Genomic DNA, 13,107 nt, shown 5'->3' with positions numbered 1-13,107 from the left:
TGTTCTCAGGGCGGCCAGGTGCCCCTATACAAATTGTCCGGCGCTCCGGCGTGCGGCCATGGTCGCCAACAAACCCCTCAGGCGGATTTTCTGCGTAACCGAACAGTATTGCGTCATGACTGATCTTGGTCTGATTGCTCTTCGCACGAATGATTCGATGCTAAGAGGCCTCTATCCCGACCTATTTGATTGCGACATTGAGGAGATCAAAACGCGCAGGTCGACCAAGCCCGTGACAAAGAGTTGACGCGACGGTGCGCCGCAGCAGACTCACCAAAAAGTGGCAGCGGCCAGCAGGAGGGTTGCTCACAAGGCTGCAAGTTAGCCGAGAGGCTCCGGGGGACCGGATGAAACGATTTCATTCGGTGTAGTTAGCGTGCTCCAACTTCCATCAGTTCAGCTGGCGGGCTAGTGAAGTATCTATTTCAACGTCCATACCACGACGAATTGATGGTTAGCGCATTGGTGCGCACATCGATACGCTTCGGGATTCCAGTTTATCGATTGCTGTGGTCCACGTCTGATGGGAGGCTTGACGTCAATCACATGTTTCAGATCGCGCAGGTCCCTACGATGGCACGACTGCTTGGTCTCTCTCCAGAAGCGAGTCTAAGACAGCACACCCATTTAGGCTACGCTGTCGCGTTCCGCCCGGCCGTAGACGCGCAAGCCGTTATCGATGCCGCACAAATCCACGGCCTCATCCTAAGCCGCGCGCTTCAAATCCTTCAGTACGTCCCGTTTTGCAGGTTCTGTCCAGCATGTGCACGAGACGAATACTCTCGTCTCGGTGAAAGCTTCTGGCACCTCTCGCACAACCTTCCCGGTGCCCTTCTGTGTTCGGATCACCAAGGACCGCTTTGCATATCTGACCTACGTTGTGGAAAAAAACCTGCCAAGTACATACTTCCCCACGAAGCTCGCGGCGTGCCATGCGTCAGTCGACCCAGCGCGTTCGTGAAGGCAATCACGGAGGCATCGCTAGACGTCCTGCGCGCTGTCGGGGAAGGGCGCCATTTGGACGGCACGTATGCTGGGTTCCGCCAGCGCCTCGCGGACGCCGGAGTGCTCAAGTTCACAAACGCTCTCGATCATCCGAAGCTGGTTCAGTGGGCAAACGCTGTCGCCGGGGCGGACTTGCAGCTTATTGGCATGCGGGATTCGGAATTGACCTGGGATTGGCTACGTCATGTGAATTCGTCTAGGTCAGGTTCAGTTTCAACGTTCAAACACGTGATTCGTCAGGCGCTACTCTTGTTGGCGGCAGCTAACCCGCCACCTTCACTTGATGTCGCAAGGTGGGAAACCATCGCAAGTCGCGACCAGCTCTACGCCGAAGCTTTCAAGAAGCTTTTGGATGAATGTAGGAGGATGGGCGTGCGCCCTGCGCGCTCTAATTTGCTCCGCATCATTCCAGGTGCAAACCTTGCCTACTCCAGCCATCCGGAGAGATTTCCAGCCCTCGCAAAGCAGGTGCTGAAGATCAAACCAAGGGGGGCGTAAGCCTGTCATGTCGATCCGGTCTGCGCCGTCTTTGCTCGCCAATTCAGCGTTAATCTCAATTTCATAGACGTCAAGAACCCGCCTCCAGCAGCGTTAAGCCCAATTTCGAGGTTGAAGACCGGCCCACGACTTGTCCGTCGGCGAGTGCAACATGCTCAGCTGTGAACTCAATTTGATGAGACTATCGATCGCGTTCTGGTCGCCGGTGACCAGCGCGGCGATCACGCCAGCCGGCCGCGGGTCCGTCACGCGCTCCAACACGGCATCTCGAACGGCCTCCCGCAGGCGCTCGACCGGATGTGTCCAGGTGACGGCAACGCGTTCGGGGCGCGGGTCCCGGGCGCCGGTCCGTACATAGCCCGTCGCTTGCACGCCCTGCTCCCACAGGCGCAATTCCTGGTCGAAGCCGTGCGGGTTGAGGTTGCCGTGCGGCGCCCTGAGCCGCACGGTCATGCGCCAGCGTTCGCCGGCGTGCACCGGGCCAGGTGCGTCGACCGCACCGGCTCGCCCCCAAGGCCCCGAGCCTTCTGCGTACCAACCCAGCGAAATGCGCCTGGGCACGTTCGGGGGCTCGGCCGATTCGACCTCGAATGTGAAGCGCACCATCCCCTCGCCGCGCTGGGGCATCTGCGCGACCACCCCGACCACTTGCACATCCTGCCCTTCGAGCGCCGGGGACAGCGCCCCGTCGGCATAGGCCGTGGCCCGCAAGCCTGCGAGCCCGGCGCCGCCAATCGCACCGAGGAGCAAAGCCATCGGCAAGAATCCACGAACCGGGCTTCGCAACGCATGCTGCACGAACCAGCCGGCCAGTGCACCGGCCACGAGGCCTGCATAGGCCGCCCAGTTCCACAGCGCCGATTGCTGCAACTGAAGCACGACGCCCAGAACCGAGCCCGCCATTGCGGCGAAAACCACCAAGCCGCGCGCTTTCCCGCCCGGCATCACGAGACAACTCCCCATTGCATGCAAATCACTCCCTGAACGCCGCTCTGTGGCGCGCTAATTGCTTGCTGTGTCGGCTAGTATGCGTCTCACCCGAGGCACGCTCGACGCACTGAGAAACAATGTCAATCCACGCCGCCCTCCACCACGTCACTCACTACAAGTACGACCGTCCGGTGCAACTAGGGCCTCAGGTGATCCGCCTGCGTCCCGCACCGCATTGCCGAAGTAACGTGATCTCCTATTCGCTGCGCGTCGAGCCCGAGCAGCATTTCGTCAACTGGCAGCAGGATCCGTTCGCGAACTACCTCGCCCGGCTGGTGTTTCCCGAGAAGACGCGCGAGTTCAAGGTCACGGTCGACCTCGTCGTCGAGATGGCGGTCTACAACCCCTTCGACTTTTTCCTCGAGCCGCAAGCCGAGAACTTCCCCTTCAAGTACACCGAGGCGCAGGCGCAGGAACTGGCGCCCTACCTCGTGGCCGATGAAGCCACGCCGCTGGTGCAGGCCTATCTGAAAAAGATCGACCGCAAGGAACAACGGACCATCGACTTCCTGGTCGGCATCAACCAGCAGGTGCAGAAGGACGTCAACTACCTGATCCGCATGGAGCCAGGCGTGCAGACGCCGGAGGAAACGCTCTCCAACGGTTCCGGCTCCTGCCGCGACTCCGGCTGGCTGCTGGTGCAACTGTTGCGCCACTGCGGTCTGGCGGCGCGCTTCGTGTCGGGCTACCTCATCCAACTCACGCCCGACGTCAAGGCGCTCGACGGCCCGAGCGGCACCACCGTGGACTTCACCGACCTGCACGCCTGGTGCGAAGTCTTCCTGCCCGGCGCGGGCTGGATCGGGCTCGACGCCACCTCCGGCCTGCTGGCCGGCGAGGGCCACATCCCGCTCGCCTGCACGCCGACGCCATCGAGCGCAGCCCCGATCGAAGGCGTGGTGGACGATGCCGAAGTCGAGTTCGGCCATGAGATGAAGGTCACGCGCATCCATGAGTCGCCGCGTGTCACCAAGCCCTATACCGAAGAGCAATGGGCCGAAGTCCTCGCGCTCGGCGATGCGGTCGACAAACGCCTGAAGGCCGGCGACGTACGCCTCACGATGGGCGGCGAGCCGACCTACGTGGCCACCAGCGATCGCGACGCGCCGGAATGGAACACCGACGCACTCGGCCCCACCAAGCGCGGCTATGCCACCGAACTCGTGCACAAGTTGCGTGCGGAGTACGGCCAGGGCGGCTTCCTGCACTTCGGGCAGGGCAAGTGGTATCCGGGCGAGCAGTTGCCGCGCTGGGCACTGTCGATCTTCTGGCGTGCCGATGGCGAGAAGCTGTGGCACGACCCCGCGCTCTTCGCCGACGAGCGCAATCCCACCCACTACACCAGCGAGGACGCGCGCCGCTTCACCACCCTGCTGGCGCACCGCCTCGGCCTGACCGAGCGCTACATCCAGCCAGGCTACGAGGACGTCTACTACTACCTCTGGCGCGAACGCCGTCTGCCTGTCAACGTCGACCCCTTCGAATCGAAGCTCGACGACGAGATGGAGCGGGTGCGCCTGCGCCGCGTGTTCACCCAGAAGCTCGACGCCGTGATCGGCTACATGCTGCCCATCGAGGCCGCGAATGCCGACACCGATGCGCCCGCGCTGGAAGGCCCCGGCTGGAAGACCGGCCCCTGGTTCCTGCGCGACGACCGCATGTACCTGATTCCCGGCGATTCGCCGATGGGCTACCGCCTTCCTCTCGATTCGCAGCCCTGGGCGAGCAAGGGTGACTACCCCTACCTGGTCGAACGCGACCCAACCGCGCCGCGCGACGGCCTGCCGACGGGCGCGGATTACCGTGCCCGCTATGCGGGTCCGCCGACCGGTCCTCAGGCCGATCGAAGCGCGGTGCCCTATGCCTTCGGATCGCCACAGGCGGCGCCCGCCGCCCTGCGCCTGCAGACGCCGGGTGGAGATGCGGGCGACGCGAAGAATGTGGCATCGGACCCCACCACGCCCCGCCAGCCACGGCGTGGCGAATCGGCCCACTGGGTCACGCGCACCGCGTTGTGCGTCGAAGTGCGCGACCCGCGCCGCGCCAACGGGCCGGCCGCGGAAAAGGTCGGCGCCGCCTCGGGTGTGCTCTATGTCTTCATGCCTCCCCTCGCGCGGCTGGAGGACTACCTTGATCTCGTCGCCGCGGTCGAGGCCACTGCCGAACAGTTGGGGGTGCAGATCGTCATGGAAGGCTACCCGCCACCACGTGATCCGCGCCTCAAGATGCTGCAGGTGACGCCGGACCCTGGCGTGATCGAAGTCAACATCCACCCTGCGCACAACTGGCGCGAACTGGTCGATCACACCGAGTTTCTCTACAACGCCGCCTTCGAGACGCGCCTGTCGGCCGAGAAGTTCATGACCGACGGCCGTCACACCGGCACGGGCGGCGGCAATCACTTCGTGCTCGGCGGCGCCGTGACGACCGACAGCCCCTTCCTGCGGCGGCCGGAACTGCTCGCGAGCCTCCTGCTGTACTGGCACAACCATCCCTCGCTGAGCTATCTCTTCTCGGGCATGTTCATCGGCCCGACGAGCCAGGCGCCGCGCGTGGACGAGGCGCGAAACGACCAGGTCTACGAACTGGAGATCGCGCTCAAGGAAATCGCCCGCAACCGCGAGATCTACGGCCAAAACATGCCGGCATGGCTCGTGGACCGCACGCTGCGCAACATCTTGATCGACGTCACCGGCAACACCCACCGCAGCGAGTTCTGCATCGACAAGCTCTACTCGCCCGACTCCAGCACTGGCCGCCTCGGCCTGCTGGAGTTGCGCGCCTTCGAGATGCCGCCGCACGCCCGCATGAGCATCGCGCAGCAACTGCTGCTGCGCGCCTTCATCGCACGCTTCTGGGACGATCCTTACAAGGCGCCAGCCACCCGCTGGGGCACCGAACTGCACGACCGCTTCCTGCTGCCGACCTTCGTGAAGATGGACTTCGACGATGTCATCAGCGAAATGCGCCAGGCCGGCTTCGCCTTCGATCCGAACTGGTTCGCACCGCATTTCGAGTTCCGCTTCCCTCTGGTGGGACAGGTGCAGGCGATGGGCATCGAGCTGTCGCTGCGCAATGCACTCGAGCCGTGGCACGTGATGGGCGAGGAAGGCTCGGCCGGCGGCACCGTGCGCTATGTCGACTCCTCCCTCGAACGTATCGAGGTGCGCGTCACCGGCCTGAACGAAAGCCGGCACGTCATCACGGTCAATGGCATGGTGCTGCCGCTGCAGCCCACCGGCACGGTGGGCGAGTTCGTGGCCGGCGTGCGCTACAAGGCCTGGAATCCGCCTTCCGCCCTGCACCCGAGCATCGGCGCCCATGCGCCGCTCACCTTCGACCTGGTGGACACCTGGATGAAGCGCTCGCTCGGCGGCTGCCAGTACTTCGTCGCGCACCCGGGCGGTCGCAACTACGACACCTTCCCGGTGAATGCCTACGAGGCCGAGAGCCGGCGCCATTCGCGCTTCTCGCGCATGGGGCACACGCCGGGCCTGATGAGCACGCCGCCGGCGACCATCGAGTTGGCCGGAAGCCGCGAATTCCCCTTCACGCTCGACCTGCGACGCTAGGGCCAGGAATGCAGCGGGACCGGCCTTGGCCGGCCGCTGTATTGCCTCCGGCAAGGGGTGGGCAGCTACGCGAGTGAGCCAACCTGGGAGAGTCTTGCTTCAGCAGTGTGACAATCGACGCACCGTGGACCCAATGAACGAATCCCTCTTCGACGCGCAGGCGCTGGAAGCACCCGCAGCACTCGCGTCGGCGCTCGCTCCCCCTGCCGCGCCCGGCCATTTCGACGAATTGCGCGGCGCTGCCACGCCCGAGAGCACATCGCGCCTCGGCGTGCCGTCGCAACCTGCCCCGCTCTACGACGCAACCTCGGTGCCGCCTGCGGCACCCGCTCCCGATCCTGACGCGGGCGGGCCACGCGAGCATGCCCCCCTCTCCCCCTCGTGGGCGGGCTTCTTCGAACACCTGGGCGCCGGCGGCTTCGACGATCTTCCGCGGCGCGCGATCAGCCTGGAACGCCAGATCCGCGACAACGGCGTCACCTACAACGTCTATGCCGATGCCGATGGCCCGCAGCGGCCGTGGTCGCTCGACCTGTTCCCCCTGATCGTCTCGCCCGAAAGCTGGGCGCAGATCGAAGCCGGCGTACAGCAGCGCGTGCGCGTGCTCGACCGCGTGATGGCCGACGTCTACGGCCCGCAACAACTGCTGGCCGAAGGCCTGTTGCCGCCGGCGCTGGTGCAGGGTCATTCAGGCTACCTGCGCGCGATGCATGGCGTCCAGCCGCCCGGCGACACATGGCTGCACATCGCGGCCTTCGATCTTGCGCGCGGGCCCGACGGCAACTGGTGGGTCATCTCGCAGCGGACGCAGGCGCCTTCGGGGCTGGGCTACCTGCTCGAAAACCGCCTCGCCATCGCGCGGCAGTTTCCGCAGGCCTTCGAGAACCTGCATGTGCAACGCCTCGCCGCCACCTACAACGCGATGATGGAAGGGCTGCAGAACATGTGCCCGGCCGGGCAGCCGCCGCACATCGCCCTGCTCACGCCTGGCCCGTACAACGAAACCTACTTCGAGCATGCGTACCTCGCACGCTATCTCGGCGTCACGCTGGTCGAGGGCAACGACCTGACGGTGCGCGACCAGCGCCTCTACCTCAAGACACTGCAGGGCCTGCGGCCGGTGCACGGCCTGATCAAGCGGCTGGACGACCAGTACCTCGACCCGCTGGAGCTTCGGCCCGATTCCACGCTCGGCGTGCCGGGACTGCTGCAGGCCATTCGCGCAGGCAACGTGCTGGTGGCCAACATGCCCGGCTCGGCCTTCCTTGAATCGCCGGCGCTGCTCGGCTTCCTGCCCGCGCTGGCGCGGCGCCTCATCGGCGAGAAGCTGCGGCTGCCCGCACTGCCGACCTGGTGGTGCGGCGAACGTGCCGCCATGGAGGCTGTTCTGCCTCAACTGGCGGACTGCGCCATCAAGTCCACGTATCCCGGCGACGATTCGCACACCAGCTTCGACGCCGTGCTGGGCCGCCACATGGGCCGGCGCGAACTGGACGAATGGGCCGGCCGCATCGTGCGCCAGGGCGACGAGCACACCGTGCAGAGCTATCTGCCGCTGTCGCAGATGCCGACCTGGACGCAGGACCTGGGCCGCGGACACCTCGCCCCGCGCTCGGTGCTCTTGCGTGTGTTCGCCGTGAGCGACGGGCCGCGTTCGTGGCGAGTTCTCCCTGGCGGGCTCGCCCGGCTGGTCGGACCCGACGCGCAGATTGCCTCGATGCAGCGCGGCGGCAGCAGCGCCGATGTCTGGGTGCGGACCCACGGCGAGGTCGATCGCACCACGCTGCTGCAGCCGCATGCGACGCCGGCCTCCTTGGCACGGCATCGCGCACCGGTCACCAGCCGCGCAGCGGAAAACATGTTCTGGCTGGGCCGCTACACCGAGCGCGCGGAGAACGCCGTGCGCTTGGCGCGCCTCACCATCGACCTGCTGGGCGGCGAAGACCAGTCCTCGCGCGCCCTGCTGGTCTGGCTGCATCAGCTCGCGCTGCGCAACGCGCTGGTTTCACCCGAGGTGCCGAGCCTGCCCAAGTCCCGCCGCGTGTTCGAGCGTGCACTGATCGCGGAACTTGGCGACGTCGAGCAGGGGGGTAGCGTGGGCTACAGCCTGCGCTGCGTCCGCCAGTCCGCCGCCGCGGTGCGCGAGCGTTTGTCGCAGGACCACTGGAACCAGATCGTGCGCGCCGAGACCGACTTCCTGCGCCGCAGCGCCGAGCAGGCAAGCGAAAAAGGCGAAGGCGGCTACGCCACCGGCGCCGCGCTGCGTCTGCTCGAATCCGCGAGTACCGCGCTGGCCGCGATGACCGGCGCCCAGACCGATCGCATGACGCGCGACGACGCGTGGCGCCTGCTGTCCATCGGCCGGCACATCGAGCGCCTGGGATTCCTCTCCAGCGCGCTGGCGGCCGGCTTCGAGCACGGCTCGGTGCACGAGGTGAGCGGATTCGAGGCGATGGTGGCGCTGTTCGACAGCACGATCACCTTCCACGCACGCTACCAGCAGCGTCGCGACGTCGCGACCCTGGTCGACCTGCTGGTGCTCGACGGCGACAACCCGCGGTCCCTCGCCTGGGTCACGCAGACGCTGCGCAAGCGCATCGCGCGGCTGGCGGGCAGCGCGCCGGGCAAGCTCACGGCCCTCTCCCACGAGTTGCCCGATCCGGACACGTGGACGCTGGAGCACCTGTGCGAGACCGACACTGACGCGCAGCACCCTGCGCTGGTCAATCTGTTCACCGCCTGCGAGACGGCCGCCTACCATGTGTCGGATGCCATCGGAACGCGCTACTTCACGCTCACCTCCGAATCGGTGCGCTCCGTCGGAGCCTAGAAATGTTCGCCCCCCGGCTTGCCACTTCGTGTGCTTCGCCACCCCCCGAGGGGCAGGCGCGGCTCGCCTTGGGGCGGCCCGGCGGCGGCTGCTTGTAAGCTGTACGCCATGCTGCTCCACGTCACCCATTCCACGCGCTACGACTACACGCCGCCGGTCGAGACGGCGCAGCACCTGGCGCACCTGAAACCGATGGACACGCTGTCCCAGCGCCTGGTGAGCCACGCGCTGACGATCAGCCCCACGCCCGCCCAGCACAGCGAGGCGCCGGACGTCTACGGCAACACGCGCGCCTTCTTCGCGCTCGAATCGACGCATGAGGAACTCATCGTCACTGCCGAGAGCGTGGTCGATACCTCCCCGCCCGTCCTCTCGCCGGACGTTGACCGCGAACTGCCGTGGGAAGAGGTGCGCGAGCGCTTCCGCTACGTCAAGGATTCGGCCTTCGACGCGGCCTCGGACTTCGTCTTCCCTTCGCGCTACGTGCCGCGGCACGACGACTTCGCGGCTTACGCGCGGCCGAGCTTCGCGCCCGGCAGGCCGGCTTTCGATGTCGCGATGGATCTCACGCTGCGCATGTACCGCGACTTCGAATACGACTCCGACAGCACCGAGATCAGCACGCCGGCCATCGAAGCCTTGGCCCAGCGCCGGGGCGTCTGCCAGGACTTCGCCCACATCATGATCGCGTGCCTGCGCACCATGGGTCTGCCGGCGCGCTACGTCAGCGGCTACCTGCTGACGCAGCCCCCGCCCGGACGGCCGCGTCTCATCGGCGCCGACGCCTCGCATGCATGGGTGTCGGTGTACCTGCCCGGAGCAGATGGCCCCGGCGCGTGGGCCGACTTCGATCCGACCAATGGGCGCCAGCCGGGCGAGGACTATGTGACGCTCGCCATCGGGCGCGACTATTCCGATGTTTCGCCCATGCGCGGCGTGCTGCATGGCGGCGCCCGGCATACGCTCGACGTGAGCGTGACGGTGCGGCCGCTCGAAGAACTGCGCGAGGAAGCGGCACGCATCGCGCAATCGCAATCGCAATCGCAATCGCAAACCTAGAACAAGGAGCCTTCATGAGCGTCTATGACAAGCTTTCCAGCCTCGGCATCACGCTGCCGCCTGTCGCCATACCGGCCGCGGCCTACGTGCCTTTCGTCAAGACCGGCAATCTGGTCTTTCTCTCCGGCCACATCGCCAGGAAGGACGGCAAGCCCTGGGTCGGCCAGTTCGGCGCCACGATGTCCACCGACGAAGGCAAGCAGGCAGCACGCGCGATTGCCATCGACCTGCTGGGCACCCTGCACGCGGCCGTCGGAGACCTCAACAAGGTCCGGCGCATCGTCAAGCTCATGAGCCTGGTCAACTCGGTCGGCACCTTCACCGAGCAACACCTCGTGACCAACGGCGCTAGCGAACTGATCGCCGAAGTGTTCGGCAGCGAGAGAGGCGCGCACGCTCGCAGCGCCTTCGGGGTCGCGCAGGTCCCGATGGGCGCCTGCGTCGAGATCGAGCTGATCGCCGAAGTGGATTGAGGCCCATCCTCGTTGGACGACACCGATCGTCATTTGCTGAGCCTGCTCCAGGCGAACGCACGGGAGTCCGCAGCGCTGCTGGCGCGCAAGCTGGGCGTGGCCCGCACCACGGTCGTGGCCCGCATTGCGCGGCTGGAGCGCGATGGCGTGATAGCCGGCTACGGCGTGCGCCTCGGACAGCGACTCGAACACGCTGCGGTGCGCGCCTACTGCGGCCTGAGCGTCGCGCCCAAGATGGGCAGCGCTATCGTCCGTGCGCTCGAACGCCTGCCCGAAGTCGAGGAGTTGTGTGCCGTCAGCGGCCAGTACGACTACATGGTGTTCCTGCGCTGCGAGACCAACGAGCAGCTCGACGCCCTGCTCGACCGGATCGGCCTGATCGAGGGCATCCAGCACACGCACACCTCGGTGGTGCTCAGCCGCAAGGTGGACCGCCGCACCGCCGTCGCACCACCGCCCGCCGCTTGAATCGGCTTGTCGGCCGGCAGGCGTGCCGGCTCAGTCCAGGCGGATCTCTCCATCGAACTTGATTTTCAGGTTCAGCGCCGGAATCTCCAGCGTCATCGCAGCCGGCAGGTTCGCGTCACCCTGGATGGCGCCCGTCGCAAGCGCCTTCGCCACTGCCTGCTCGATGTCGCGCTGCGAACTGACGCCTACCATTTTGAGGAATTTCCGGACGCTGAGATTGAAGGCTTCTTCATTCATGGCGGTCTCCAAAGACTGCGTTGCGTTACTGGGACGGGATTGATTTTCGACCTCGGAAGGTTCAAATTCAACGACAGGAGTCCTGCCCCATGCCTGCCGTGCGCCATGCCGCTGTCGATGGCCTGTTCTACCCCGCGCAAGCTGCCGCCCTGCGGAAGCAGGTCGCGGAGTGCCTTGATGGCGTCGTCGTCGACGACGCTGCGCGGCGCCGCCCGAAGCTGATCATCTCCCCTCACGCCGGCTACGACTACTGTGGCGCGGTGGCGGCGCACGCCTATGCCTTGCTCGAACGCAGGCGCGAGCCGGTCGTCCGCCGCGTCGTACTGCTCGGACCGGCACATCGCGAATGGGTGTCCGGCCTCGCCGCACCCGGCGCACAGAATTTCGAGACGCCGCTCGGCCGCGTCCCGGTCGACGTCGCGGCGCTGGCCGATCTCGACAACCTGCCGCAAGTGGTCCGGAGCGACCGCGCTCACGAACGAGAGCATTCGCTCGAAGTCCAGCTGCCCTTCCTGCAAAGCGTGCTCGGCCACTTCGCGCTCGTGCCGCTGGTCGTCGGCGATGCCAGCGTGGAAGCCGTGGCACAGGTGCTGGAGAGGCTCTGGGGCGGCCCTGAGACGTTGGTGGTGATCAGCTCCGACCTGTCGCACTACCTCACTTACGAAAAGGCGCGGGCCATCGACCGCGCCACGGTGCAACGCATCCTGGGATTCGACGCCGATCTCTCGCCGTACGAGGCCTGCGGCTCGGCGGCCATCAACGGCGCGCTCCGGGCTGCGCGCCGCCATGGGCTGGTTCCGCGGTTGCTCGACCTGCGCAACTCCGGCGATACCGCGGGCGATCGTGATCGCGTCGTCGGCTACGGGGCCATCGCATTCGAGGAGCAGCCGTGACGAGCGTCGAGGCAACAGCCGGCCGCTGGTGGCATCGGCTCGACGACGGCCGCATCCAGTGCGACCTGTGTCCACGCGACTGCCGCCTGCACGAGGGCCAGCGCGGCATGTGCTTCGTGCGCCAGCGCGTCGGTGATGCGATGGTGCTGACGACTTACGGACGCAGTTCGGGTTTCTGCATCGACCCGATCGAGAAGAAGCCGCTCAATCACTTCTTTCCCGGCAGCAGCGTGCTGAGCTTCGGCACGGCAGGTTGCAACCTCGCGTGCAAGTTCTGCCAGAACTGGGACATCTCGAAGAGCCGCGAGACGGACCGACTGACGGACGCGGCCTCGCCTGAACGCATCGCCGAGGCAGCGCGAGCGAGCGGCGCCTCGAGCGTGGCCTTCACCTACAACGACCCCGTGATCTTTGCAGAGTACGCGATGGATACGGCCGACGCCTGCCACGCCCTCGGCCTGCACAGCGTCGCGGTGACGGCAGGCTACATGCATGCCGCGCCCCGTCGCGAGTTCTACGCCCGAATGGACGCGGCCAACGTCGACCTCAAAGGGTTCACCGAAAGTTTCTATTTCCAACAGACCGGCGCGCACCTTGCGCCCGTGCTCGACACGCTGCAATACCTTCGCCACGAGACCGATTGCTGGTTCGAGATCACGACGCTTCTGATCCCCGGCCACAACGACAGCGACGCCGAGATCGACGCGATGACGCGCTGGATCGCCGACCGCCTGGGTCCCGACGTGCCGCTGCACTTCACCGCCTTCCACCCGGACTACCGGATGCTGGACGTGGAGCCGACGCCGCCAGCCACGCTGACGCGGGCGCGCGCCATCGCGCTCGGGAACGGCCTGCACCACGTCTACACCGGCAACGTGCATGACGTCGAAGGCGGAACGACCCTCTGCCCCGTCTGTCACGCGGCGCTGGTACGGCGCGACTGGTATCTCGTCCTCGATTGCCAGCTCGACGCGAGCGGCGAATGCCCGCATTGCGGCACACGGATTGCGGGCAGATTCGAAGCCTTTGCACGCGGCTTCGGCCGCCGGAGGATTCCGGTGCGCCTCGCGGCGTAGTCCTTG

At 66.2% G+C, this 13,107-nt stretch carries 11 protein-coding genes and 1 pseudogene; 10 read left to right on the top strand and 2 right to left on the bottom strand.

The annotated features are described in order from the left end of the window. The 3 genes and pseudogenes from QTH97_RS23305 to QTH97_RS23300 all read left to right on the top strand — a co-directional run. Positions 1-247: hypothetical protein (locus tag QTH97_RS23305; protein ID WP_286570847.1), on the top strand; the 247-nt coding region annotated here is incomplete at its 5' end. A 164-nt stretch (positions 248-411) separates the two neighbouring features. Beyond that, positions 412-846: pseudogene (locus QTH97_RS37020) on the top strand (TniQ family protein); the annotation flags it as partial. 111 nt (positions 847-957) lie between these two features. Next, complete coding sequence (locus tag QTH97_RS23300; protein WP_286570846.1) at positions 958-1,503, top strand: hypothetical protein; 546 nt, start codon at positions 958-960, stop codon at positions 1,501-1,503. 93 nt (positions 1,504-1,596) lie between these two features. Here the strand turns inward: QTH97_RS23300 and QTH97_RS23295 are convergent, their stop codons facing one another. Further along, positions 1,597-2,406, bottom strand: a complete 810-nt coding sequence (locus tag QTH97_RS23295) for a DUF4131 domain-containing protein (RefSeq protein ID WP_286570845.1) — start codon at positions 2,404-2,406, stop codon at positions 1,597-1,599. A gap of 164 nt (positions 2,407-2,570) precedes the next feature. Between QTH97_RS23295 and QTH97_RS23290 the strand changes: the two genes are divergently transcribed. The 5 genes from QTH97_RS23290 to QTH97_RS23270 all read left to right on the top strand — a co-directional run bounded on the left by QTH97_RS23290 (position 2,571) and on the right by QTH97_RS23270 (position 10,895). Then, positions 2,571-6,065 (top strand): transglutaminase family protein, encoded by a 3,495-nt coding sequence (locus tag QTH97_RS23290; RefSeq protein WP_286570844.1) that lies wholly within the window; start codon positions 2,571-2,573, stop codon positions 6,063-6,065. Positions 6,066-6,198: 133 nt separating this feature from the next. Continuing rightward, a complete protein-coding gene (locus QTH97_RS23285) occupies positions 6,199-8,895 on the top strand; it encodes a circularly permuted type 2 ATP-grasp protein (protein ID WP_286570843.1) in 2,697 nt (898 codons plus the stop codon). Between the two features lie 108 nt (positions 8,896-9,003). Further along, positions 9,004-9,954, top strand: a complete 951-nt coding sequence (locus tag QTH97_RS23280; RefSeq protein ID WP_286570842.1) for a transglutaminase family protein — start codon at positions 9,004-9,006, stop codon at positions 9,952-9,954. A gap of 14 nt (positions 9,955-9,968) precedes the next feature. Next, the gene (locus tag QTH97_RS23275; protein ID WP_286570841.1) at positions 9,969-10,427 is read left to right on the top strand and encodes a RidA family protein; all 459 of its coding nucleotides are present in this window, start codon (positions 9,969-9,971) and stop codon (positions 10,425-10,427) included. Positions 10,428-10,439: 12 nt separating this feature from the next. Continuing rightward, entirely contained in the window at positions 10,440-10,895 is a 456-nt protein-coding gene (locus QTH97_RS23270; protein WP_286570840.1) for an Lrp/AsnC family transcriptional regulator, read from the top strand. Between the two features lie 30 nt (positions 10,896-10,925). Here QTH97_RS23270 and QTH97_RS23265 read toward each other — a convergent pair whose 3' ends face one another. Beyond that, complete coding sequence (locus tag QTH97_RS23265) at positions 10,926-11,132, bottom strand: DUF6494 family protein (RefSeq protein ID WP_286570839.1); 207 nt, start codon at positions 11,130-11,132, stop codon at positions 10,926-10,928. Between the two features lie 89 nt (positions 11,133-11,221). Between QTH97_RS23265 and amrB the strand changes: the two genes are divergently transcribed. Then, positions 11,222-12,025, top strand: coding sequence for an AmmeMemoRadiSam system protein B (amrB, locus tag QTH97_RS23260; protein ID WP_286570838.1), 804 nt, complete (start codon positions 11,222-11,224; stop codon positions 12,023-12,025). Further along, complete coding sequence (gene amrS, locus QTH97_RS23255) at positions 12,022-13,101, top strand: AmmeMemoRadiSam system radical SAM enzyme (protein WP_286570837.1); 1,080 nt, start codon at positions 12,022-12,024, stop codon at positions 13,099-13,101. Before amrB ends, amrS begins: the two co-directional genes overlap by 4 nt. Positions 13,102-13,107 lie beyond the last annotated feature (6 nt).

Source organism: Variovorax gracilis (genome assembly GCF_030317115.1).
Classification (GTDB): domain Bacteria; phylum Pseudomonadota; class Gammaproteobacteria; order Burkholderiales; family Burkholderiaceae_C; genus Variovorax; species Variovorax gracilis.
The sequence above is the reverse complement of the archived record's forward strand: the minus strand, read 5'-3'. Positions and strand labels throughout refer to the sequence as shown.